Genomic DNA, 24,223 nt, shown 5'->3' on the forward strand with positions numbered 1-24,223 from the left:
CTACCACTATATTTCTTTCAACCCTAATTCCCTCAAATAACTATTATGCTCTTCCCTACTTGCTTTGATACGCTCTTCTACATCTACAAGCTTGGTATGAACCTCTTCTAAGTCTATGATAGGCTCAGGTTTAGCGGTGCTTACATAACGCGAGATATTAAGATTGTAATCGTTCTTTACGATCTCGTCCATTGAGACGCGACGGGCGTAGCGTTCTATTTTTTCTTCAGGTCTGTTTTGATAGGTATCTAGTATCTTTTGAATGTCTTTTTTACGCAGATAATTTTGACGTTTTTCTTTAGCGAAGTTTTCTTCATCACTTGCATTGATAAACAAGACATCATCTTCTTTTTTACATTTTTTCAAAACTAAAATACACACGGGTATCCCTGTTGAAAAGAAAAGATTTGATGGTAAACCTATGACTGTATCAATATTATTATCCTTTAGAAGTTTCTCACGGATACGAGATTCTGCTCCACCTCTAAACAATACACCGTGTGGTAATATAATAGCCATAGTACCTTCATCACTTAAAAAGTGAAAACCGTGCAGTAAGAATGCAAAGTCTGCAGCTGATTTAGGAGCTAAACCGTAGTTTTTGAAACGAAAGTCTTCTCCTGTAGTTTCACTCGGTGACCAACGTAAACTAAAAGGTGGATTGGCAACAATGGCATCAAACTCTACCTTTTTAGCAGGATTCATTTCGTTGAGTAACGGCCATTCATTTTTTAAAGTATCTCCATGAAAAATATTAAACTCAGAATCCTTTACCCCGTGCAACAGCATATTCATACGGGCTAAGTTGTAAGTAGTTACATTCTTCTCCTGCCCGTAAATCTGACTGATGGTACCTCCTGCCTTCTCAATTTTTGTTTTTACATTTAAGAGCAACGACCCTGAACCACAAGTAAAGTCTAAGACTCTGTTTATCTTTTTCTTTTTACCCAACTTTGGGTCCTGTGCATCTAAGGTGACGATCTCTGAAAGTATGCTCGATATTTGTTGCGGAGTATAAAACTCTCCGGCTTTTTTACCTGACCCGGCGGCAAACTGTCCTATCAAATATTCGTAGGCATCCCCCAGACTATCGGTGTCGGTGTCAAAATCTGCGATACCTTCAGCAATCTTTTGAATAATCGTACATAGCTTTGCATTACGTGCCTCGTAGTTTTTACCTAACTTTTCTGAATCCAGATTGATCTCTGAGAATAGGCCTTTAAAAGAATTACCAAAAGACTCATTCTCTATATACTTAAAGCCCTTTTGTAAAGTCTTTAAGAGATCAGGATGCTGTGTACGTGCCATTTCTGCAATACTCCCCCAGAGATAATCTGGTTCTATCACATAATGGACCTTTTTACGCATCTGCGCTTCAAACTCCTCCACATAATCAGGATTATCGTCGTACCATATTGATAATGGGGTACGTTTATCTTTCTCATCTAATTTTGGATAATCTGAACCTAGTTCCTTTTTTACCGATTCCTGATAATTACTTGATAAATAGCGTAGGAATAAAAAGGAAAGCATATAATCACGGAAACTATCGGCATTCATTGCCCCTCGTAAACTATCTGCTATATCCCAAAGGGCCTTACCTAGTTCGTTTTGTTTTTGTTTTGCTGTCATTCTATATTTGTTTCAATTTCATCATTAAAAATTTCCGGTAAGTAGAATTCATACTTATTAAGGAAACCTTCAAAAATCTTTTTAAATAAATCTTTATTATCTGAGCCCATTTCTTTGGGATTGTAAATGGAATATTTACCATGACTAAAAAGATTTAGAGCTCTATTGAAAAGTACTTCATCATCTAAACCTTGAATACATTTATCTATTCTTTCATATCCAAAAAAACTCGCAGTTTTCTCCAGAATACTTCGTAGGGTATTGAAGTGGTGTGTATAAATCTCACCTGAATCAACAACCTGCTTTAATTGACTAATAATAGCTATATGATGAAAAAATGGCACATCGCCTGTATCTTGAAGTATATAGGTTTCGTCTTTTTTTGAATGTAAAAAGTAGCACTTATTTTTAACGTGCCTTTTTAATTCATTAAACATTACATTAAAAAATAAACTGTGATGAGTTGAAACAACCGTTTTCACTTTACTTCCATCTTCTTTTATCTTTTTTATTAATCTACCTAAATCACAAGCTACAGCAATAGCTTTATTTTCATCTAAAGATGAAATAGGATCATCAATATAAATGTACTTAACCCAATTATAGGCTCCAGTGTCTTCATCACTATTAACCTGGTCAATAGCGATTTCACATATAGCGATAAAGAAACACCATATGAATAAATTCTCTTCTCCCCTAGATATTTTAATATTTTCAACAGTAGTAGTACTATTGTTTATAATAAGTTCTCTTGAAAAAGTTACGGTGTAGTCATCATAGTTAATAAAGAAATTAAGGTCTACATAATTTTGAAAAAGTCCGCCTATTCTGGTTTCCATTTCCAGTTCTTGCAAACCATCAAAAAAAGCAGAATCTTTATTAAATGTGAGCACTCTTTCTCGATCATTTTCTAAATCATTATTCCAACTAAAAAGATCTTCGGTAAATGCATTAAAATACAGCGTGTCTCTAGAATCATCTATTTTACCCAATTCTTTAAACTCCATGGACAATCTTGTTTTACCCGTTCCGTTATGGGCAAAAAACAAAATCAAATCTTTTTCAGAGGTATTATCCCCAGTCAATGTTCTTCTATAGTTTAATGCCACTTCATTTAAAGTACTATAGTTTGTTGATGTACTCATACCCTATTTACATTAACTTTTGGAAACAACTGTTGCAATAAGCCTTTTTTATGCGCTTGTAAATCTTCTATTTTCTGCTTTTGAGATTCTATTAGTTCATCCACTGTAGCTAAACAACTGGCTATTTTTTGCTGTTCTTTTAATGATGGAATAGCGATTTTAATTTTACTCATTACACCATTCATTAACTTCGGATTACCAACATAGGATACGTGCTTTTTGGCAACCGAATTAATTATTTCCGCAACACATTTATTAGCAAACCCATTTTTATTTAAAAGGACTCCACAAACATTTGTACAATAAAATTTACCTTCTCTAAAATTTACATCTCCTGCATTTGCACCGTCTGTTGTCCAAGTAATTGCATCTTCATATAAAAATTCATTGTAAAAGCCCGCTAAACCATTATTCTTTGTTTGAGAAGAGTAGACGGGGAATTTATTTTCTTCGGTTTTAGCTTCAGAAACTAAACTCATTGATAAAACATAACCGCGTGTAACGTCAAAAATTTGACTAACTTCCTTAATTGCCCAATCCTCCTTAAACTCTGGAAAGCGGTATTTAGGTTGTGTTTCTCCTTCTTGTGGAAATAGCTGTTGTAATAAGCCTTTTTTATGGTCTTGTAATAGGTCTAGTTTTTCGGTTTCTGCGCTGATGACTTCATCTAAAGAGGATAAACAGTTGGCTATTTTTTGTTGTTCTTCAAACTTTGGAAAAGGAATTTTGAATTTTAAAAATTCACTAAAATGAACTCTTCTTTTTTCAATTAGCGAACCGGTTGCTACATCATTATAATAAGTTATCATCGGATAACTTTTAAAATAAAACTCACAAAAACTCGAAACAACAGAATTATCACAATTGAACACATTGTAATATTTCGAAACAGCTACTTCTTCTTTTCCTCTATATTTTGCAATTGCTCCAAATCTCAAATTCATAGGATTATATACAAAGTCATCAGTTGACACAACTTTGTATGCATCCAAATCGTCCTTTACTAAAAACGATCGTTCATATCTCTTTGATTTAGGAATAACACCATCTTCTATTGTCAAACTATATTTTGGTAGAGTTTTACTTGCTATATTCTGAGTTTCATTTATGAATTCTCCTATTTCCTGCATATTCCATCCTTCACTATTCCTAAATTCAGGAAAACGTAAATCAGGTATCACTTGTTTTTTTTCTTTACTCATAAGCATTTAATCCTGCTATTTCACGCCCTTGGGCTTGTTTATTTAATAATGGAACTAGATCTTCCATTAAGGCTAATTCTTTAATTCTACGGTCTTTCCAACCTAATTCTAACGGAGCCAATAAGTCGGTTAACTTTTCACCATCAAAGATCATTCGATATAAAATATCGTCTATAAACGCTTTAAGGCTTTCTGTGCTAATACCGTGCTTCTTGGCTAGGGTATTCAGTTCTTGTGTTGCCTTCTCGTCTTTAAACTGCTGATAGCCTTCCCTAATCTCTTTTTCGGTTAAGCCATTCCCTACTTCTAACGTGTTGATATAATCTATAATATCATCACGCTCATCAATTAAGTTGGCACTAGAGCTTAATAAGCTAATCAACTGCTGGCGCGTCATTTTATGCTTAGAAGGTTTGTCTTGGGTATACTTCGCTATTAAGCCAATGATATAGTCGTAATCAATAATAGCTGAAGAAAAGAGTACAAATTCAAAATCTAACTGCTCGATGACCTCCGGCGGGTCACCTTTATCTTGCAGCTTCTTTAGTTGCTTAGCCGTCTCCAGATAATTGCTCTTAAACGAGCGAAAGTCGTCTGTAGGCAATAGATTTTCTATCGTATTAACTTGCTCTTCTTCTAGATCGGTATATTGTTCTAGATTGGTTTTAAGCCGTTGTACCTCCTTGAAGTTATTGATAAACTCCGCACGAGCTTCATCACCTTTTAAGTTCGCTACCTCAGAAGGTTTACAGGCTAAGCCTTTAGACTCCATAAAGGTTTTTAGGTTGTTTACGGCTTCCTGGTATTTCGCAATCACCTTAGGCGCTTCATCTACCAACCAGATTTCTTTAGGGTTACTTACAGCTTCTCCAGAAAAACGAATCATTGCTCTGTCTACCTCTTTTTCTTGGTCTCTAAATACTAAAATATTCCCGTAAGGTTTGGTATCGTTAATAACTCTATTGGTACGTGAATACGCTTGTATTAATCCGTGATACTTTAAGTTTTTATCTACGTAGAGCGTATTGAGGTATTTAGAATCAAAACCTGTAAGTAGCATATCTACCACAATAGTCACATCTATTTTGTTCTTATGTGGGTAGTCTTGATTGTTGTATTTTTGATCTTTAATGCGTTGTTGTACATCCTGATAATAGAGATCAAACTCAGAGATCGTATGATTGGTTTTAAACTGCTTGTTGTAATCTGTAATGATAGCGGTTAAGGCTTCCTTCTTTTTATTGGGTTCAACTTCATTGTCCTTCTTCTCTTGTTCCAGATCTTGCTGAAGCTGCTTGATGTCTTTATTACCTTCCGCCGGCGGTGAAAAAACACAAGCGATGTTCAACGGTCTATATTCAGGATTAAAGGCCGCTAATTCTTCTTGCTTTTGCTTGAAATAGCCATAATATTCAATAGCATCATTAATAGAAGATGTCGCTAGTATACTATTAAAACGCCTGTAGTGTGTTGCTTTATCATGTTTTTTGAGTACCGCATCTACTACCGCCATTTTATGACTGAGTTGGTTGTAATTTGTTTCATCTTCCCCCTTAAAGTAGTCAATATGAAACCGCAGTACATTCTTATCTTCAATAGCATGCGTTATGGTATACGCGTGTAGTTCGTTTTGAAAAACATCCTCGGTAGTTTTATAGGTTGCTTCATTGCCCTCTACCGTTTTATAGGTTGCGTTCTCTTCAAAAATAGGAGTTCCTGTAAAACCAAATAGTTGTGCTTTAGGAAAGAACTCCTTAATAGCATCGTGATTATCCCCAAACTGCGAACGGTGACACTCATCAAAGATAAATACCATACGCTTATCTCTTAAGGGTGCTAGCCTATCGTAATACGTTTCTTTGTTATCCTCCCGTTGCTTTCTATTGCGCTTACTGTTTTGATTAAGCGCTAAACCAAGTTTCTGAATCGTGGTAACAATGATCTTGTCGGCATAGTCGGTCGAAAGCATACGACGCACCAGTGTTTCCGTATTCGTATTATCCTCTACACTACCCTCTTGAAATTTATTAAACTCTTCTCTTGTCTGACGGTCTAAGTCTTTACGATCAACTACAAATAAGCACTTCTCAATGTTTGAGTTTTCTTTTAATAGTGTAGAAGCTTTAAAAGACGTAAGTGTTTTACCACTCCCTGTGGTATGCCAGATATAACCATTACCTCTATTTTGATCAATACAATCTACAATCGCCTTTACCGCGTAGATTTGGTACGGGCGCATCACTAGTATTTTCTGCTCACTTGCCACTAAAACCATATAGCGGCTAATCATTTGCCCAAGGTTACACTTAGCTAAGAACTTATCGGTAAAATCATCTAGATGGTTGATTTTTTTATTGTCTTCACTAGCCAATGTATACACCGGTAAAAACTGCTCATCGGCATTGAAAGCAAAGTGCTGGTTGTTATTGTTAGCAAAGTAAAACGTTCTTGACTTGTTGCTTACAATAAACAACTGCATAAAGCACATTAGGGTATTTGCAAACCCGTTACCTGCATCGTTTTTATAATCAACGATTTGTTGCATCGCTTTACGTGGACTTACCTCTAGCGTCTTTAATTCAATCTGAACAACAGGAACTCCGTTAATCAATAAGATCACATCATAACGATGATTACTCGCATCGGTATTCATCCGTAATTGATTGATCACTTCATACTCATTCTTACACCAGTCTTTGATATTAACCAATGAGTAATGCAATGGAGTACCATCCTCTCTTGAAAAGGTATTAGTTTTTCTTAGAAAGTTAGAAGCTTTAAAAACTTCAGCATGGGTGATCTCAACAAGTAGTTTATCAAACTCTGAATCGGTTAGATTAACTCTATTTAATTGTTCAAATCGTTTTCTAAAGTTTTGCTCTAAGTCGGCCTGCGTTCGTATTTCCGGGCGGTAAGTATATTTTAAATCTCGTAATCTTTCGATTAACTCGTTTTCTATTTGTTGTTCTTTGGTCATTTAGGATAGGTAAGTCTTACGATCTAAAAACAGTGATTATTGAACATAGATAATTAAAAATTAAAAATAGGTAAATCAAAGCGTTTAATCACTTTTTAAAACTACGAGTAATACACAAGTTATTAAGGAGGAAATCCGTATACGCATCATAAATTATTCAAAAACAACAAATTAAAGCTACTACCAAATACCAAAACATCAATATAGCATTAGCATAAATCAGTAAATCCTTATATCTTAGACTTACCTAAAACACTGTACCCCAAACCAATATATTAATTTACAGCTTGACACGGCTTAACTTTAATACACGAGCTATGGAATCTACTAACGATCACAATCACCACAAGGGGCAACAGCCACACGACGCATCAAAGCAGACTTCTTATGACACCAAGTACTGCCGTGTCGATAATGAGCAACCTAAACCGCATCTGCCTTATGTGCGCCTGGGTGCTTCAATTTATTATCTACGGAGTTGCAGTGACATCGCGTCACAGAATTAGGGGGTGTGCATTTTTTAGCTTAATTTAAGATCTAACAAGGCACACATCTCGTTTTCATGTTCTTCTATTTGTGTTGGCTCCCATAGTTTTCCATCCATCATTTCAAACATTATCTGTTGTTTTAAACTTTCATTTTTAGACCTGCCCTTTTCTTTTTTAAAGAACGGATGTTCTTTATTATAGCTTGAATTACTACTGGCTGAAATTAAACATAAGTTTCCGAAACTATTAATGACTTGTAGCTTCACCTCATCCCCAATATGCTTGTCGTCAAATAGCTCATTGATTTTTGCTTGTGGAAAAAAATGCTCTATGGAATTGCGTTGGGTAAACTTAAATTTCTTGAAAGTATCTTTTAGATTATTAATCTTATTTAAATAAACACTACCCTCATCTATTGAATTTTCATTTTGAATCTTTTCATCATACTCTAACCATAATAAGTAATCTAAAAAATTGAATACTGCTCGTGGTGTTTGCAGCCCATGCAATTCCTGAAAATTACTTTTTTGATACCGCTCCTTCATTAAATCATACAAACAGTTGTAAATATCCTCAGATTTGATGGAGGGAGTCTTGAATAAATACTTCATTAATGTATGTAACCAAGTCTTGTTGGTATTAGCAGCATAGCTTACTTGAAACATGGATTGGAGCATAATCATTTTATTCTTCCAAGGCTCATCATACGTATTGGTTTGCTTGTAACTACTATTATCACAAGAGTAACTAAGAATTCTCCAATTCCATTCTTTATCAAGATTCTCGTTAATCTCTCTTTTAATCACATATGTGTCAAAGAGGTAACGAACTTGAAGTAGTATTTTTATGAAGTTAAATGCGTTCGGGAAACCTCCATCTTTACTATGATACTTAAAGTTTTTAAGTAAATTCTTGTCTTCTAGGTTGGTCTCTTCAAAACCAGGCATAAACCTCAATACTTGCAACAAGAAGTTTTCAAAATCAATAATTGAACTAAACTTTTCTGTAGTATTACCTACCTCATCTTGCGTATAAGTATCAGCTAATATATAATTGTCAAGAATATAAAGACCTTCAGTAGTATTGGGTTCATCATTTAAATTCTCTAACTCTTTTTCGCTTTGAACTTTTAAATAGGCTTCAATTTTTTCATCACTAGGGAAGCTATTAAAGTTCTCACTAAATAATTCTTTTCTAGTTTCAGGTTTAAAAAAATATTGCACGTGATTGTCCATTTGAGAACAAGCGTCCCAGACTATAGCGTAGTTTTTTTTGTTATATGATTCCTCAAGCTGATCTAAGAATTTAGCTTTTAAAATCTCGTGCTTTTCTAACTGCTCTCCCCTATTATTCATTATTTCAAAATAATGATTCACATTTGTTTTTTCAGGAAGTGTGGTCGTGAATACATAAGTCTTTTTTAGGCATTTTTTAAAAAACACCTCATGCTCCTCTTCTTTTAGATCTTGATTAAAAAATTGATCAATAATACTGAGGGCTGTAGTGAAGCTATCTAGTTCGTTAAAGGTTTCTAAGAAGGTCCGTGTTTCTTCGGGAGTGCTTTTTTCATTTAAACGTTCAATAAAGTTTTTAACCCTTGGTCTTGATTCAAAATACAGGTCATCTTTAATTAAGGAACTTGCATTAGTGAAATGTTGCATCCAAGACAACAAAAGGTACAATGTAGTTAAACGCTGCTGGCCATCAATAACATCATAATACGACCCTTGCTTATATAATACTAAAGTACCTAGATAATAGCTATCTTCTCTATTTTCCATTATATCAAACAGTAAGCGTTTAATTTCTGTCTCACCCCAAGCATAATTTCGTTGATAGATGGGTATTCTAAACTTTAGACCATTGCATAATAATTCCCCTAAGCTGTACAACTTTCCCTGATCTATAATAGTTTCTTCTTTCATTTTTTCTCTTCTAATTGGATTAGTTGCGCATAAAGCCCTTGTTTTTTAAACTCTTTTCGCCTTCTTGAAGTTGTGCGTTCATCATCAACCTTTAATTTCTCAAATCGCTTTATACTATTTAATTTCATTTCCATAGCGTTTATATCCGGTTGAATAAAATTTTCTAACCATTTTATAGGAGTACTTGGATTGGTGATCTTATTCACTATAGTTTCAAATCGTATCTGTTTCTTTTCAATACGCGTCTCAAATACCCATCGATACGCTATTCGTTTAAATGCTTCCAGATGTTCATCCTCTCCAAATCTATCCAGATACACTAACAATAGATTTTTATACAGCTTAATTAAGCGTTTATCACCAATTCTATTACTACCCTCATAATCTAATTTTAAAGCATCTTTTTCTCCGCATATCTCCTCTATGCGTTCTACCTTATCTAGATAATGATTCACATATTGAAAAAACCATTTCCCATTCACAATAGGTTGGTTGTATTCATAATAATTTGTTGCTGATTGGATAATTAATGGATTAAGGTATGGATAGTTTTTCCCTTCTAATTTCAATTTACCAGGAGTGACACCTTTAAAAAGATCAATTTTGTCTTTAACAAAATAATATTCTTTAGCGTCCCTGTGCCAGCTGCGTAAACGGAAAAGATAATTACCAATTACGTCATTCAGGCGATTGTTATCAATAGCTGCTTCCCATTGATTTACTAACCTTTGCTTTTCAGACTCGTAGGTTTGATCCATCTCTCTTAAATGAAATGCTTTTAAAAGATCGGCAGGGTCAAGGGCTTTACCCCTTGCGTTTTGCGAATCAAATAATTGAAAAGCTTCGCCAAGTTCAGTTACTGTAATGACTAAAAAGTTACATCGGTGCAAAATGAAGTCTTTAAGAGCATTTTTTTCCTTTTCCTCTAGTGTAGCTAAATAGCTCTCAATATAAATGTGATTGTACTTAAGGTTGTTTTTTGAATCAATATGCTCAAAGGTGTTTTTTAGAATTCCTTTGATCTTGCCATCTAATACGTGTAAAATTAATGACAAGGTCACTAAGCGCTGTTGGCCGTCAACTATATCAGGCTGTCCTTTTTTTTCATTATTCTCATACTCATGGTGAAAAAGCAAAGTGCCTAACCTATAGGTTTTATCTTCTATAAAAGCCTCTCTTAAAAGATCTTGTAATAGTTGCTTAACACTTTTTTCAGCGTGCCACCTATAGGGTCTCTGATAATAAGGAATACATAGCTCCTTTGTTTCTAGAACCTCAGAAACAGTGTATACATTTACGTCTTGTACCATTTTTATTTTACTATAATAATCTTAAAGTCTTCTTTTGAAACCGTGGGAATTGGCTATTTTAATTTTGATTATTTTTTATAAAAAGTCGAGGTGCTTCTCCTGTATTATCAATTAAAATCTCATTAGCCTTTTCAAATCCTGTAAGCACTTCTTTATGCATCATTTCTAAACTGGCACAGCTTGTTTTACAAGTATCAAAAAAAGTATCAAATGACTCCGTACTTTTTGTAATCAGAACTTCAATTTCAGATTTAGCGAGATAGGATTCCTCTTTAAGTTCATAAATGCGACTGTCTAGATTTACCTTAAATTCCTCAACAAAGTTTCTAAGAGTTTCATGATTTAAATCATCCTTACTAAAGCCATTTATATCCTGCTTAAGCTCTTCAATTCTTCCAATTCTATCCGCATCCATATTAGTTACCGACATACTCATTTTTAATTCGATAAGCTGCGTTATTCTATAAAGTTCTTCTGCGGTTATAGCTGATCTTAGATCATACAACAACCCTAACTCGTTTATTCTTTCAGTAATTTTATTTACCCTTTTTTGACTGCTCCCAAGAAAATTACCAGCTGAATCCACACCTCTCTTTACAGCTTGCATTACTTTATGCTTTCCTATCGAATTACCTAAACTTGCTAATTTCAACTTAGTTTTTTCAACTCTAGTAGCTTGAGCATCTACCACAAGTTCTTCATCTTTTTCACTTGACGTCGCTCCCTGTAATAGAGCATCTATTTCTACCATCTTCTCAATACTACTCGTAACGTATTCTTCACGCATGGTTTCCAAGTCATAAGCAATATGCTCAAGATGTACAAAGTCTTCCACAACAAAATATCTCCTCTGAGCATATTTTTGAAGCGCTTTGTGCGCATATTTCATTTTAGACTCGCGCTCAATGTGATGCATACGAACCAGGTTATCCAGTTTATCCATTATACTATTTAATTGTGAGGTTATAGCATTAAAATAATACTGCCCTGTAACCATTGAGGCTAGTTGAAATACGATTAAAGGAGTAAAGGCACTACCAGTAGCTTTTTCAAAACCTATATGTTGCTCCATTTTACCATCGACACCTTTAACCATTGAACTAAAGGAGCTATCCTTATTATACCTTATTAAATCTTCTACATTTGCCTTGGTTGTAAAAAGCCCTTTAGAAGATAAAGACGAAGCACCTGCTAAACTGCCTACACCTGTCCCTACAGATAATAAATTACCCCAACTTGCTTTCTGATCTCCTGTTAAACTAACCTCTAGCCAATCACTAGCTACAAGTTCTGTACTCAACAAAGAAAAAGATATATCTGCATTTGATTTTTTATTCGTCAATGAGAAATTCTGAGCCATCTCAAGTTCTTCTATTTCCTCTAAAGATTCTTGGTCCTGTTTTATAGCTGCAGGAATGTAGCGTATTTCTTTAGATGAAGGTAGATTTTTAATTGAAGTTAATTCTGCTTTTAGAGTGTCATATTGTTCTTGTAATTGTTGCTTTGATTCGACTAGTTCTTGTGCAATTTGTTTGATAGTTTCAAATCCCACCAAATTTCTTATCCAACTTTTAAAACTCATTTTAATACTATTTATAGGTTAGTTTTTATAAATCTCTTCCGTTAGGGAACATCATATTTAGCATATCTCCTTCATCATACCCATCATCAAAATCGTTATCCTTTAAAAAGTTCTGATAAGACTTGTTCAATTTTTTCCATTGATTACTATCATCGCTGGCTTCTTCTAAATCATCCTCAAATTGCATAGCTGCATCATAATCTTCGCCACCATCTTCATACAAGTCTTCAAGTCGCTCTAGTTCTTGTTTTAATTCTTTTAAGCTTTTCATATTTAATTATTTGGGTTAGTTAATTCTCTTTAATCACTTCTCTAAAATATTCCAGGATCATCACCATCGCGAGGGTGTCGAGTTCGCAATAGCGCGGGAGTCCGTTTTCTAGTTCTTGGCATTTGAGGAGGTCTTCTTCAAATATATTATTTCACGAAATACTTCTAATGAGGATTTCCGTATTCCCACTAAAAAGGGGGAAATACCCGCTATTGGGGATGGTGAAGCGGCTGTAAAAAAAGTACTTTATGACACGGAATTAACTAACCATCCAATACCTGTATTATGAGAATATTTAGGATACTCCTGCTGATACCCCTTTTAAGTTATGCTCAGAATCAAGCTCCTAGAGCGCTTATTGATCAAGCCTTAATAGCCTATGAATCTGAAATCACCGGCTCCCAATTTGTAAACGACAAAACATTAAATATTCTTATAGGTGAGGTTTTAAACCAATACCTTCCCAATACTAAAATCTCTACGCAACGCTTAAGCTTCCTATTAGACGATGATGATAATTCATTTAGCTTAACCGGAAACTTTGATCCTAGACTTACGAAAACCAGTTATCAAAGCTTTTTAGCTTCAGGAGGTCTAAAATTGAAAGGGGAACCTACTGGATCCTTTTATAACTTTAAAGATTCCAATTGGGCACAAAACATAGGTGCTCAATTCAAACTGACCTGATTTATACCGGGTACGCTTACTAAAAACGCTGATCACCAAATAAGTCGGCTTTTAAAAACCTATAGAGAAAAGACTATAAAAAATATGGCGCTCGAAGCTTTAGAAACCAAGCCTTTAGCCCCCAAGGAATTGGAAGAATTAATAGCAACCAAAGAGGCTGAATATATTCTTAAAAATAATTTATACGTATCCATGTATAAATTTTGGGTAACCCTGCAAGGTTATATTCCTCTTACCAAAAGTAGTAACACCTTTACAAACACAACAGATGCAAGTATCAAATCTGAACATCAGTTTGAGGCCTGGGAGGCTTCACTTAGTATAAATGGATTTTATAAGGGTAAAATCTTTTCGTTTAATTTTTCAGCCATTCCTCGTGTTTACCAAAACAACAACATTCTAACGGAGACGGTTCAAAAACGCACTTTTACCACTTTTGAGGGGTCTCCCGAAGGACAACCTGCGCTTACCACTACAGACAGCTATTATTATGGAGCGTATGAAGAGTTTACCTCCGGGCAGGTAAAAGCAGAAGTTTCATCGCTCTATAAAGATTGTATAGGATTGAGTGCTGCCGTGGAACAGAACTTTTGGAATGGTTATGATGCGCTCAACTGGAAATTAGGCATCCCCTTAAATCTAAAAAACAAAGATGGAGCATCAAGCATCGCCTTTGAAATCCAATGGCGTGAATTCAACAAACAACATTACCTCGGCATAAGTCTAGGTAAAGCATTTGGCAAATTTTTAGATTAACCATACCATTCCCGGCTTGGATTTAGGTAATCTGTTGCAGCAGTACTGCCTTAAAACAAGGTAAACGTAACACCTCGACGCAAATAGCGTCGGCAACCTGAATATTAAAAAAGTCTGCTTTTTCACCCCTATTGAAAAAAGCAGACTTTAGAAGATTGGTTAGTTGTTAAGGCCTGAGGCCTTAGTTAGAGCATCTGGTTGTAGATGCCCGTGGTAAATAATTAGTGGTTATAAAGAAATTTGCTACATGCATCTACACATCTTTTGCAAGCTGCTGCACAATTCTGGCAATGTTGAGCCTCGTGGCTGCTGCATTCTTCAGCGCAAGATTCGCATAGGTTTTTACAGTATTCTACAAGAGCCATTAGCTTTTGGCTGGGTACATTAATGCTTAACAATTTGGCTAAGCTAGAGCATACTTCAGCACACATACGATCGTACCGTATACAGGTCACCATCATTTGAATATGGTCTTCCTCAAGACAAGCATCCGCACAATGGTTACAATAATTTGCACATTCATTTAAAGTACTGATTAATTCTTCGTGGTTCATAAGGTTAGTTTTATAAGATTGATACTTTACAATTGCAGTAAACCTAAAGGAGTTGCCTATTGGCATGCACATCTGACGAATTCGGCCTGATGATGCTGTAAAGCGCTTACCGCATGCCCCTGCAGCAGCAGCTACCTACAGCTGCACTTAGGTCATTCTTCAGAAAAAAGCTGTGCAATGCACTACAATCGCTGTTAATAATCAGTACTAAGTTAGGAAGCACACCTGTTAAGATTTGCTAAATAGAAATTAATACAATTCTAAAATATGCTGTTGTTTGTTAAAAAATCATTGACAGTCAACAATAAATACAATGCTTACCGCAACAACCTCAGGAACCTAAAACGTAGAGCGAAAGTTCCAGCTTGCGCAATCTTGTTGGCAGTAGGCAGTTGTTATGCTGCTGTTTGTTATTGCTGATTTATTATTCGGCGTTAAAATACAAAGTCAGAAATACAAAATACAACGTTCAGTCAGCAGTCTCAGTTGGTTGGTTGTTGTTTCTGGTTTATGATTCCGTATTAAAGTAAGAAGTAAGAAGTACGAAATACGAATATGTAACGAGCTGTCACTTCGAGTGATTCTGGAGCACCCTAGTGCGAGCGAATTGTATCGAGAAGTCTTATGAAGTTGGCAGTCTGTTGTTTGCTGTTAACCGTTTATTGTTTCTGATTTATTATTCCGCATTAAAGTACAAAGTAAGAAATACGAAATACGAATATGTAACGAGCTGTCACTTCGAGTGATTCTGGAGCACCCTAGTGCGAGCGAATTGTATCGAGAAGTCTTATGAAGTTGGCAGTCTGTTGTTTGCTGTTAACCGTTTATTGTTTCTGATTTATTATTCCGCATTAAAGTACAAAGTAAGAAATACGAAATACGAATATGTAACGAGCTGTCACTTCGAGTGATTCTGGAGCACCCTAGTGCGAGCGAATTGTATCGAGAAGTCTTATGAAGTTGGCAGTCTGTTGTTTGCTGTTAACCGTTTATTGTTTCTGGTTTATTATTCCGCATTAAAGTACAAAGTAAGAAGTACGAAATACAAAGTTCAGTCAGCAGTCTCAGTTGGCAGTTGGCGGTTTATTGTTTGCTGTTTTCGGTTGATCGTTTGAAAGATTATTGAAAGTACGAAGTCAGAAATACCAAATACGATCAGTTAACGCAAAGTCATTTCGACCATCGGGAGAAATCGCATCTGTTGCGTGTTTCATCAAAAGCCCTCATCCCCGGCCCTTCTCCCAAAGGAGAAGGGAGCTAGCAACCTGTGTGATCTTCCCGATAGCTATCGGGACTAGTCGAGATGACTTAGAATACTCATACCTAAAGGTTTTCTTTCTATTTCTTCAGTATAGCAAGAAGGCTCCGTTAAAAATTTTTGAAGCCTTGGAGAAAATTTAGGAGCCTTATTGCGGTTTTGCCTGGTAAGGCAAAAATACCTAAGAAATAGGGTCTTTTCTTTTGGTTCGTTTTCTTTGGACAAGCAAAGAAAATGAACAAAACATGATTAGATGTTGCTATTAAGCAAATCTACGCTAGGAGATTCACGAGCTCCCGTAAACTAAAAATCACGCAAGTAAAGAAAAGTAAAGAACATGATTTGAAAGAAAACTTATCAAACCAATGCTAGGTAAATAATCCTAGTTTACCTGCTACCTGTCCCAATGTATATAGAGGATTGTATTGCGTGTTTATAATAATACGCAACAAGCTGTCACTTTGAGAGCATCCCGAATGCTTTCGGTCAAGAAGTCTATCTAGCAAGAAACATTTTTACTAAAAACACTTCTCGATACAGTTGAAGCACTGCTAACGCGTTACTTCAACTACTCGAAGTGACGAGTACGCTTACCTTAAGAATGGAACGATTCTAAAACGGATCTATAATCTTCTAAAACTAAAATTCAAACCAATTAAAATATAAACCAAACTACGGAATTCCGTAAAAGAAGTTTTGATGCGCTAACTAGATTTGTTTTTTGTCGGAACAAGCCGAAAAAAGACATTAAACAGAAGTAGGTTTAAATGATACATTTTATGAAAAAACTTTTTACACTCATCCTGCTAATTGCACTAACGCTTACCAGTTGTGCCTCACATCATGGTTTGCCTAAAAACTTTAATCAAAACACAACCGAGGTAGTCCTAACCAAAAAGAATTTTAAAGTTATAGACCTGGTCAAAGGCGAAGCTCAGGCAACCTATGTTTTGGGTATTGGAGGACTTTCAAAAAATGGTCTAATCGCAGAAGCTAAAGCCAATATGCTACGTACTGCTCAAATGAAAGGTGCTTCCCGAAGTATTGTCAATGAAGTTGTCGAAGTTAAATCATCAGGCTTTTTATTTGTGACCAAATTCAAAGTGATTGTTTCTGCGCAAATTATTGAATTTACTGAATAAGTTTTACCATCCTAAAGAATTAAGGAATACGTATGTACTCCTTTTTTTTATTCAGTTCATTAAGTTTAGTTTATTTGATTCTTACTTTTGCATCTGCTTTCGACATAATAGCTCTCTAATGAACACCCCAACACCCCATACCGCCTGCCCCGATTGTCACGGTCTGGGGAAACAGAACCGCGGACTCTCAAAACGTGCGAAGCAGCGGTATCAAAAGGCTTTGGAAGTGTACCAACGTTTCCCTGATAATCCCAAGCCGGTAAAACCCAAAGCGCATCTGCAGGTGTGTCCCACCTGCTCGGGAAGCGGACTCCTCCCTGCCCCGCAACCCCCGAAGCCGGACACCACACGCTTTCCACACCTGGCGATCATTGGGGGTGGGATTGGTGGAACGGCGCTGGCGGTGGCCTGTTTGCACCGGGGAATTCCGTTTACCTTGTACGAACGGGATGCTGATTTTGATACCCGTGCACAGGGCTACGGCCTTACCCTCCAACAGGCACATACGGCGGTAAAAGGTTTTGGAATAGACAGTCTAGAGCAGGGCATCGTTTCTACCCGGCATATCGCACATACGCCAGACGGTACGGTCTTGGGCGAATGGGGAATGCGCAAGTGGGATACGCAAACCAACGCAACGCCTAAACGTACCAACATTCATATTGCCCGTCAAAACTTGCGCTCGGCCTTATTGAACCAACTTTCGGGTGCTGACGCGATACGCTGGGGACATCAGCTTAACGGGTTTGATCTGACGGAAACAGGTATCCAATTGAAGTTTGACACCCAAGAAAACGCCACTACAGCACACGCCGATCTGCTGGTGGGTGCCGACGGTATTCGCAGCAGTGTACGCGAGTTACTCTTTGAGCAAGAGCCCTATCCCTTGCGCTATCTCGATTGTATCGTGATCCTGGGAATCTGTGCGTTAAGCGATCTGCAGAATGCTGCTCAAGAGTTACTGGATCAAAAAACTGTATTTCAAACCGCCAACGGGAACGAGCGTATGTATATGATGCCTTATGATCCCGAGCATATTATGTGGCAGTTCAGTTATCCGCTGGCGGAAGCCGAAGCTAAAAACTTAAGTGCGCAAGGAGCTGAAGCATTAAAAAAGGAGGTGCTGAAACGTACCAACTGGCACGATCCTATTCCACAAATCATCGAAGCCACTCCGGCGGCATTCATTTCGGGTTATCCGGTTTATGACCGGGAGCTGTTAGGTCCATTGGACTTTGCTTCTTGTGGTCCCGTAACCCTATTGGGCGACGCCGCCCATCCTATGAGTCCGTTTAAAGGTCAGGGCGCCAATCAAGCCCTGTTGGATGCCCTAGCCTTAGCCCGACGCATCACCAAAGTGTGCAAACCCAACACTTCGTGGAAGCAGATCAACCTCCGCAAAAAGATCTTGACGCCCTTTGAAACCGAAATGCTTAAGCGCAGTGCCACGAAAGTTGAAGCCTCAGCTAAAGCTGCCCGGGTATTACATTCAGACCAAGTCCTGCAAGAACGCGACGGCCCTCGAGGGGGAGGTAGACAGTAGCAGGTGGCAGTTGGCAGTGGGCAGTCCCAGTTGGCAGTAAGCAGTCGCAGTTTTCAGCTAGCAGTTGCAGTGGGCTGTTTGTTGTTTGTTGTTCCTTATTTAAAATACGAAATACGAAATACGAAATACGAAATACGGAGTGTAGCTGGCGGTGGCAGTTTACCGTTTGTGGTTTATGGTTCCTTGCTAAATATATAGGTAGCAGTATGTCACTTCGAGTGATTCTGGAGCGTCCGCGCGCGAGAGAATTATATCGAGAAGTCTATGTAGCAACAAACATTTTTTACCAAAAATACTTCTCGATACAGTTGAAGCGCTGCTAACGCATTGCTTCAACCACTCGAGGTGACAAGTACGTTTACCCGAAGGGTTACACGCCCTCAAAATTCCCTCGGTTCAGAATAGACGTGAGGGCAGAGCGTTAAGAAAAGGTCTAGTAGACCTTTTTAGCGAATGAGCCAGGTGGCGCGTTGGCTTTGGAATGAAATATTTTACTTCAAGTAAGAACCACTCTTTAAAGATATTGAGCAAAGACACGGAGCTGACAAGGCGGTTTTCGCGGTAGCGAAAAATTCCTTAGCGAGGGCGTCGTTTCTTTTCTGCATCCGACGACCGCAGGGAGAGGAATGCACCTCCTGTGCTATGTAATACTGTTAGTCCAATTAGTACAAGTAAATCGAGGATACGAGATTCACGAGCTCCCGTAAAATAAAAATCAAGCGAGTAAAGAAAATGAACAAAACATAAATTGAAAGAAAACTTATCAAACTGACCTTAAAAACTTAACGCAATTCAATACAATCTAATCCGACAGACACCATTTTATCAAAAGAAATCAACTCCCTTCTTCCCGAGGCTTTGGAAGAAAGAAAGCTTGGGCATGGATGTTATAGAAAAGACTAAAACATCCCTCTAAATCTCCCTTCTTCCGATAGCTATCGGAACGGAGACTTCTATGAATACTTTCCACATTTATAAATTCTGGTTACCACGCTGCCTTGTCCCAATGCATATAAGCAATGATCTTGCGTGTTTTAAATGTTTCAACAACACCACTATATCAGTTCCCCTCCTCGCTGAGGAGGGGTGGCAGCATAGTGCACGTAGTGGCACTTAGCTGACGGGGTGGTGTTTTCAAAAATCTATCAAATTCTTTCCAGCCTACGACGCAAGGGTTCCATTCCCTGTAGATCTAAATCCTAAGTCTATTCCATAAAAAATCTATACATTTAAAACGAATAGCATTGTTTTATATGAACTTTTTAAAGATTTTGGGGCTGATGCTCCTTTTGGTAAGCACCGCTTGCAACTCTAGAAACACAGCCGAAAACGAATGGATCACCCTTTTTAACGGTACCAACCTCAACGGATGGACGCCTAAGTTTTATCATCACGAAGTAGGTGAAAATTATGCCGATACCTTTCGGGTGCAAGACAGCAGTATTGTGGTTGCCTATGATAACTATGATAGCTTTGATGAAACCTACGGACATTTGTTTTATGACGAAGCCTTTGCCTCGTTTCACTTAAAATTCAAATATAGATTCACTGATGAATGGATGGAAGATGCTCCGAGCTATACCTACCGCAACAGTGGCGTGATGTTTCACTCCCAAGCCCCGGAAACAATCTTAAAAGAACAAGACTGGCCGCTTTCGGTGGAATACCAAATGCTGGCGGAAGCCGAACCCGGAAAATCCAGACCTACCGGCAATATGTGTTCGCCCGGTACCGATGTGTATTATAAAGGTGAAAAATCAAACGATCATTGTATCAATTCGTCTTCCCCCACTTTTCGTTGGGATACTTGGGTAGATGCGGACCTCATCGTGTATCAGGATTCGTTAATCATTCATAAAGTAAACGGAAAAGAAGTGCTTCGGTATACTGATACGCAAATAGGCGGCGATGTAGCTAATGGCTACAATTCCAAACTCAAAGTAGATGGGCAAGCCTTAAAAAGCGGATACATCGGTTTACAGGCCGAAGGTCAAGGCGTGATCTTTAAAGACATTAAGCTTAAAAAATTATAAAGCAATCTTTTCTTCTTTAAGCAAGTAAGGAGGTCAAGAAGCCTTTTGGTGGAACCAAAAAAAAGCTCCCGTTGCCGGGAGCTTTTCGTTTTTCATCCAACTAATGAACTCAAAATTAGTTGAGTAATGCGCGAAGCGCTTTTGCTGCTTCTGCAGGATCTTCGGCCCCGTAGATCGCTCCACCTGCAACCGCTACTACAGCCCCAGAGTCTTTTACCGCTTTGATGCTGTCAAGGTTTACACCACCTGCGATAGAAACCGGCACTCCGGCACGTGCTGCCTCATCGATCAATACTTGAATCGAGTAGCCTTCTTCCGCCTGCTCGTCAAGACCTGCGTGTAGTTCCACAAATGCTACCCCCAGTTCCGTTACTTCCTGTGCACGTTTTACACGATCTGCAACACCAATCGTATCTACAACCACACCTTTACCGTGTGCTTTAGCCGCTTTTACCGCCCCTGCGATCGTGCTGTTTCCGGTAGATCCTAAGATGGTGATGTAATCAGCACCTGCCTTAAAAGCCATATCTGCTTCCAACTCGCCGGCATCAGCAGTTTTAAAATCTGCAAATACTTTTTTGTCAGGAAATGCATTCTTAATTGCTGTAATTGCAGCCAATCCTTCACTTTTAATAAGTGGAGTACCCAACTCAATAATGTCTACATAAGGAGCCACTTTGGTTGCCAATGCAAGGGCATCTTCGGTTTTTAATAAATCAATTGCTACTTGTAACTTAGCCATGATATCTTGTTTTTAGTATATTAATAATTATTCTTGTTCTTATTCTAAATTTGCGTGTCGCTGCCAAAGTTGGTCGGCAGTCTTTCCACCTTTATTCCAAAGCAGCTGTATCAGTGCGTCTCCGTAGAGCAATAGCGCTTGCTCAAATAAGCTACCGGCATATTGCTGAGAAACCTCAGCTTCTTGTCTGTTTTTTTGTGCCGCCGGTAGCACCACTACTACATCGGCCAGATCTGCTAAAAGCGATTCCATATTGGTGGTAAAGCAGAGTACGCCAGCTCCTTCCCGTTTTGCTGTTTTTGCTGCGTTCACGATACTGGTGGTACTTCCACTTCCCGAACCTGCAAGCAGTACATCCCCTTTGGTAATCGCCGGCGCGGTGGTCTCTCCTACAATATGTACGTCAAAACCTAAATGCATCAAACGCATACCAAGCGCTTGCATCATAAATCCGCTGCGACCCATTCCCATCAAAAAAATACGCTGCGCACGTTCTAAAGGAGCGATAAGTGCTGCGAGTTGTTCAAAAGCAACACCTTGTCTTAGGTACTCGTGTTCATTATAAATCAGGGCGATTACATCTGCTAATGCGGCTTCACTGCTTATCGTATCAGGGGTTTGCATAATTGCGTGTTTGAATTAGAAAACAAAAGTACTGTGAAGCGCGTGGTACTTGTTTCACAATATGATAGATGTGTGGTACAATCTGCACATTACCAAAATATCTTAGGTACGATATGCTACTTTTGTGGTACATTTTAGAAATCAGTAGGTTTTCTCCTTATTACCTATTGTTAGCAACCCCTTTAAAAAGTTATTTATGCTTAGTGACAAAGTTTTATATATACGTGATCTAGCCGACTGCCCTCCGTCTTATCTGGACGACCCCGGAAGACGTGAATTTTTTGAGATCGTATGGTTACAACAAGAAGATGCGCTGCACCCTCCGCAGTATGATTTTCAAACCGTCAATGGTCATTGGATCTACCTGATCCCACCCTATCGTGTGCATCAGTTGAACAAAGCCGGAAAACGCGGCGTGCTTATTTCATTTAAACAAGAATTGCTCGAAGATGATCTAAAGGAATTTTTACTAGATGTGTTCCGAATCTTTAACCTTCAGGGAGAGTTCTCTTGCTTACAAGTGAGTGAGGAACACGCCCAAAGTCTCTCTGCGGTGTATCAATTGATGTATGCCGAATATGATCAAGATGCGGTAAATCTTATTATGCTGAAGGCGTTACTGAAAGTTTTACTGCTGAAGCTTATCGAGTTAAAAGAACAGCATTTTACACTTCAAGATCTCAATGAAAAGCGCGTCTATGAATTTATGATGCTACTTGAAAAGAATTATCTTGAGGAGCGTACAGCTGCTTTTTACGCCGGAAAGATGGGACTGAGCGCGAAGCGACTCAATCAGATTTTAAAAGAAAAATTAGACAAAACCGTGGTTCAACTACTCCACGACCGCTTGATACTTGAGGCCAAACGCCAGATGATACACAGTGAGCATACCATCAAAGAAATTGGCTATAACCTCAAATTTAAAGACCGTTCTTATTTTAGTCGGTTTTTTAAAACCCACACCGGTCAGACGGCACAGGAGTTTCAAAATCAAGCGCGCCGCTATGTGCTTAAACACGATAATACGCTGTATGCCGACTAAAACGAAATATCCCACTGTATTCTAAAACGCAGCTCGTTTTCAAGTTGGGCGTCTTCGGTCTCATAATCAAAACTTGATAGCTCGGCGGTGAGCTTGTTGCGGTGTCCTTTAAAAAACCAATTGAAGGCAAGTGATTTTTCGTCTAATGATGTTTCCCTATCAATATTCGGATTGAAATTGGCGTAGCGCGCTGCGATCTCCAGTTGCTTAGGCCACCAGCTAATCGCCTGGTGTGCAAAATACCCGGCTTGCATATAATATCCGCGCAATTGGGTAGTTGCATCGGCATCGAGTTTATCAATCACCTCTTTATAATGCAGCTCCGATTGCCAACTGAAGCCTTGATACACAAAAGCGGTCTCAAAGTTCCCCTGATTGATGCGGTACTGTCCGGGTTCCTGAGTTTCAAAACCGGTTAAAAATCCGCCGCCGGAAGAAGAAAATCGAGTAAACGGACTCCGGTTAGTCACTGCTGAAAAAGCGATTTGTGCTTCGGGGGTTTTATGAATTTGCAAGTCGCTGATACCGCCAAAGCCCAGATCATCTCCTAATACATTCCATTGCAGGCGACCAAAATACATCAAGTTTTTATCGTCATTTTCGCTATTAGAGCGTCCTGAGCCGGTAAGTACAGCTGCCCAGTAGCTAAAATCAGCTGCTCCACGACCTTCTAACCTTCCATAGAGTTCAATACCCTGTTGCCGGTCTATGGTAAAGCTTCGGTTTAAAATAGAGCGGTCTACCAATTGTTGCGCACCACTGCTGATGCGGCGCTCGCGTGTGAATTCAACCTTCCACTGGCCAACCTTGATATTGAGCCATTTCCAGCGCTCGATCATTATCCTAAAATCAAGCAGATTCCCGCGCCCCAATTCGTACTCCCAATAATACTTTAACCAAGGTTTATACGCGTGCCCCCCTACTTTGAGTCGGGCTCTGTTGATCTTAAAAACCGAATTCTTTTCGTCATTAAAATCATCAAACGTCACCGGATCATTATCTCCCGGTGTCGCAAAGCGAAATTGCAACCGGCTCTGTATATGCAGACTGAAGGCATCGTCAGGTGCAGTAAATAATACGCCTTTGTTACCATAATCGATATTCCAGCGCGATAGGCTGTCTTGAGGTAGTTCTTGAGCATAGCTGAAACTGTTCAGCAAAAGCAAACAAAAACTAATCGCATAAGTGATGCGGATGGAGCGCGTGCGCATAACAAAAGGGTTAGGCCTGCAAAAGTAAAATTATCTCCTCACTTAACCGCTTAGAAACCTTAAAGAAACCTTTAGGAAACACTCAGAGTTTTCAAGCAG

18 protein-coding genes are annotated in these 24,223 nt (G+C 38.3%); 6 read left to right on the top strand and 12 right to left on the bottom strand.

Going from position 1 to position 24,223, the window contains the following annotated elements; genetic code table 11:
* Positions 1-6: 6 nt before the first annotated feature.
* From LDL79_RS02210 to LDL79_RS02245, 8 genes are all read right to left on the bottom strand, one after another.
* Positions 7-1,632: a type I restriction-modification system subunit M gene (locus LDL79_RS02210; protein ID WP_225598992.1), complete on the bottom strand. Its 1,626-nt coding sequence runs from the start codon at positions 1,630-1,632 to the stop codon at positions 7-9.
* On the bottom strand, positions 1,629-2,777 hold the full coding sequence (locus tag LDL79_RS02215; protein ID WP_225598993.1) for an AAA family ATPase: 1,149 nt from the start codon (positions 2,775-2,777) through the stop codon (positions 1,629-1,631). Before LDL79_RS02215 ends, LDL79_RS02210 begins: the two co-directional genes overlap by 4 nt.
* The gene (locus LDL79_RS02220) at positions 2,774-3,979 is read right to left on the bottom strand and encodes a restriction endonuclease subunit S (RefSeq protein WP_225598994.1); all 1,206 of its coding nucleotides are present in this window, start codon (positions 3,977-3,979) and stop codon (positions 2,774-2,776) included. The genes LDL79_RS02215 and LDL79_RS02220 overlap by 4 nt, the downstream gene beginning before the upstream one ends.
* Positions 3,972-6,956, bottom strand: a complete 2,985-nt coding sequence (locus tag LDL79_RS02225) for a type I restriction endonuclease subunit R (protein ID WP_225598995.1) — start codon at positions 6,954-6,956, stop codon at positions 3,972-3,974. Before LDL79_RS02225 ends, LDL79_RS02220 begins: the two co-directional genes overlap by 8 nt.
* A 520-nt stretch (positions 6,957-7,476) precedes the next feature.
* Positions 7,477-9,369 carry a GmrSD restriction endonuclease domain-containing protein gene (locus LDL79_RS02230; protein ID WP_225598996.1) on the bottom strand — a complete coding sequence of 631 codons (1,893 nt, stop codon included), beginning with the start codon at positions 9,367-9,369 and terminating at the stop codon, positions 7,477-7,479.
* Positions 9,366-10,679 carry a DUF262 domain-containing protein gene (locus LDL79_RS02235; RefSeq protein ID WP_225598997.1) on the bottom strand — a complete coding sequence of 438 codons (1,314 nt, stop codon included), beginning with the start codon at positions 10,677-10,679 and terminating at the stop codon, positions 9,366-9,368. The genes LDL79_RS02230 and LDL79_RS02235 overlap by 4 nt, the downstream gene beginning before the upstream one ends.
* Before the next feature lie 58 nt (positions 10,680-10,737).
* Positions 10,738-12,261, bottom strand: coding sequence for a hypothetical protein (locus tag LDL79_RS02240; RefSeq protein WP_225598998.1), 1,524 nt, complete (start codon positions 12,259-12,261; stop codon positions 10,738-10,740).
* Positions 12,262-12,286: 25 nt separating this feature from the next.
* Positions 12,287-12,532 carry a hypothetical protein gene (locus tag LDL79_RS02245; RefSeq protein WP_225598999.1) on the bottom strand — a complete coding sequence of 82 codons (246 nt, stop codon included), beginning with the start codon at positions 12,530-12,532 and terminating at the stop codon, positions 12,287-12,289.
* Positions 12,533-12,817: 285 nt separating this feature from the next.
* Between LDL79_RS02245 and LDL79_RS02250 the strand changes: the two genes are divergently transcribed.
* Positions 12,818-13,219 (top strand): hypothetical protein, encoded by a 402-nt coding sequence (locus tag LDL79_RS02250; RefSeq protein WP_225599000.1) that lies wholly within the window; start codon positions 12,818-12,820, stop codon positions 13,217-13,219.
* An 84-nt stretch (positions 13,220-13,303) separates the two neighbouring features.
* The gene (locus LDL79_RS02255; protein WP_225599001.1) at positions 13,304-13,975 is read left to right on the top strand and encodes a hypothetical protein; all 672 of its coding nucleotides are present in this window, start codon (positions 13,304-13,306) and stop codon (positions 13,973-13,975) included.
* Positions 13,976-14,196: 221 nt separating this feature from the next.
* On the opposite strand, the gene LDL79_RS02260 is transcribed toward LDL79_RS02255, so the two are convergent.
* Positions 14,197-14,601, bottom strand: coding sequence for a four-helix bundle copper-binding protein (locus LDL79_RS02260; RefSeq protein ID WP_317197761.1), 405 nt, complete (start codon positions 14,599-14,601; stop codon positions 14,197-14,199).
* 1,965 nt (positions 14,602-16,566) lie between these two features.
* Between LDL79_RS02260 and LDL79_RS02265 the strand changes: the two genes are divergently transcribed.
* The 3 genes from LDL79_RS02265 to LDL79_RS02275 all read left to right on the top strand — a co-directional run bounded on the left by LDL79_RS02265 (position 16,567) and on the right by LDL79_RS02275 (position 20,505).
* A complete protein-coding gene (locus LDL79_RS02265) occupies positions 16,567-16,929 on the top strand; it encodes a DUF6567 family protein (RefSeq protein ID WP_072980039.1) in 363 nt (120 codons plus the stop codon).
* Between the two features lie 118 nt (positions 16,930-17,047).
* Positions 17,048-18,472: an FAD-dependent oxidoreductase gene (locus LDL79_RS02270; protein WP_225599003.1), complete on the top strand. Its 1,425-nt coding sequence runs from the start codon at positions 17,048-17,050 to the stop codon at positions 18,470-18,472.
* A gap of 1,253 nt (positions 18,473-19,725) precedes the next feature.
* Entirely contained in the window at positions 19,726-20,505 is a 780-nt protein-coding gene (locus LDL79_RS02275; RefSeq protein WP_225599004.1) for a 3-keto-disaccharide hydrolase, read from the top strand.
* Positions 20,506-20,620: 115 nt separating this feature from the next.
* On the opposite strand, the gene hxlA is transcribed toward LDL79_RS02275, so the two are convergent.
* On the bottom strand, positions 20,621-21,247 hold the full coding sequence (gene hxlA, locus LDL79_RS02280; RefSeq protein ID WP_072980045.1) for a 3-hexulose-6-phosphate synthase: 627 nt from the start codon (positions 21,245-21,247) through the stop codon (positions 20,621-20,623).
* 39 nt (positions 21,248-21,286) lie between these two features.
* A complete protein-coding gene (gene hxlB, locus LDL79_RS02285; protein WP_225599005.1) occupies positions 21,287-21,871 on the bottom strand; it encodes a 6-phospho-3-hexuloisomerase in 585 nt (194 codons plus the stop codon).
* Positions 21,872-22,067: 196 nt separating this feature from the next.
* Here hxlB and LDL79_RS02290 point away from each other — a divergent pair, with 196 nt between their 5' ends.
* A complete protein-coding gene (locus LDL79_RS02290; RefSeq protein ID WP_072980463.1) occupies positions 22,068-22,913 on the top strand; it encodes a helix-turn-helix domain-containing protein in 846 nt (281 codons plus the stop codon).
* On the opposite strand, the gene LDL79_RS02295 is transcribed toward LDL79_RS02290, so the two are convergent.
* Positions 22,910-24,124 carry a porin gene (locus LDL79_RS02295; RefSeq protein ID WP_225599006.1) on the bottom strand — a complete coding sequence of 405 codons (1,215 nt, stop codon included), beginning with the start codon at positions 24,122-24,124 and terminating at the stop codon, positions 22,910-22,912. The genes LDL79_RS02290 and LDL79_RS02295 overlap by 4 nt on opposite strands.
* Positions 24,125-24,223 lie beyond the last annotated feature (99 nt).

Source organism: Leeuwenhoekiella palythoae (assembly GCF_020310025.1).
Taxonomy (GTDB): Bacteria; Bacteroidota; Bacteroidia; order Flavobacteriales; family Flavobacteriaceae; genus Leeuwenhoekiella; species Leeuwenhoekiella palythoae.

Coding starts and splice junctions, on each gene's coding strand:
- LDL79_RS02240 (WP_225598998.1), bottom strand. CDS start 12,261: ATGAGTTTTAAAAGTTGGATAAGAAATTTGGTGGGATTTGAAACTATC.
- LDL79_RS02230 (WP_225598996.1), bottom strand. CDS start 9,369: ATGAAAGAAGAAACTATTATAGATCAGGGAAAGTTGTACAGCTTAGGG.
- LDL79_RS02245 (WP_225598999.1), bottom strand. CDS start 12,532: ATGAAAAGCTTAAAAGAATTAAAACAAGAACTAGAGCGACTTGAAGAC.
- LDL79_RS02210 (WP_225598992.1), bottom strand. CDS start 1,632: ATGACAGCAAAACAAAAACAAAACGAACTAGGTAAGGCCCTTTGGGAT.
- LDL79_RS02275 (WP_225599004.1), top strand. CDS start 19,726: ATGAACTTTTTAAAGATTTTGGGGCTGATGCTCCTTTTGGTAAGCACC.
- LDL79_RS02270 (WP_225599003.1), top strand. CDS start 17,048: ATGAACACCCCAACACCCCATACCGCCTGCCCCGATTGTCACGGTCTG.
- LDL79_RS02255 (WP_225599001.1), top strand. CDS start 13,304: ATGGCGCTCGAAGCTTTAGAAACCAAGCCTTTAGCCCCCAAGGAATTG.
- LDL79_RS02290 (WP_072980463.1), top strand. CDS start 22,068: ATGCTTAGTGACAAAGTTTTATATATACGTGATCTAGCCGACTGCCCT.
- LDL79_RS02215 (WP_225598993.1), bottom strand. CDS start 2,777: ATGAGTACATCAACAAACTATAGTACTTTAAATGAAGTGGCATTAAAC.
- LDL79_RS02265 (WP_072980039.1), top strand. CDS start 16,567: ATGAAAAAACTTTTTACACTCATCCTGCTAATTGCACTAACGCTTACC.
- LDL79_RS02220 (WP_225598994.1), bottom strand. CDS start 3,979: ATGAGTAAAGAAAAAAAACAAGTGATACCTGATTTACGTTTTCCTGAA.
- LDL79_RS02295 (WP_225599006.1), bottom strand. CDS start 24,124: ATGCGCACGCGCTCCATCCGCATCACTTATGCGATTAGTTTTTGTTTG.
- hxlA (WP_072980045.1), bottom strand. CDS start 21,247: ATGGCTAAGTTACAAGTAGCAATTGATTTATTAAAAACCGAAGATGCC.
- hxlB (WP_225599005.1), bottom strand. CDS start 21,871: ATGCAAACCCCTGATACGATAAGCAGTGAAGCCGCATTAGCAGATGTA.
- LDL79_RS02250 (WP_225599000.1), top strand. CDS start 12,818: ATGAGAATATTTAGGATACTCCTGCTGATACCCCTTTTAAGTTATGCT.
- LDL79_RS02225 (WP_225598995.1), bottom strand. CDS start 6,956: ATGACCAAAGAACAACAAATAGAAAACGAGTTAATCGAAAGATTACGA.
- LDL79_RS02235 (WP_225598997.1), bottom strand. CDS start 10,679: ATGGTACAAGACGTAAATGTATACACTGTTTCTGAGGTTCTAGAAACA.
- LDL79_RS02260 (WP_317197761.1), bottom strand. CDS start 14,601: ATGTGCATGCCAATAGGCAACTCCTTTAGGTTTACTGCAATTGTAAAG.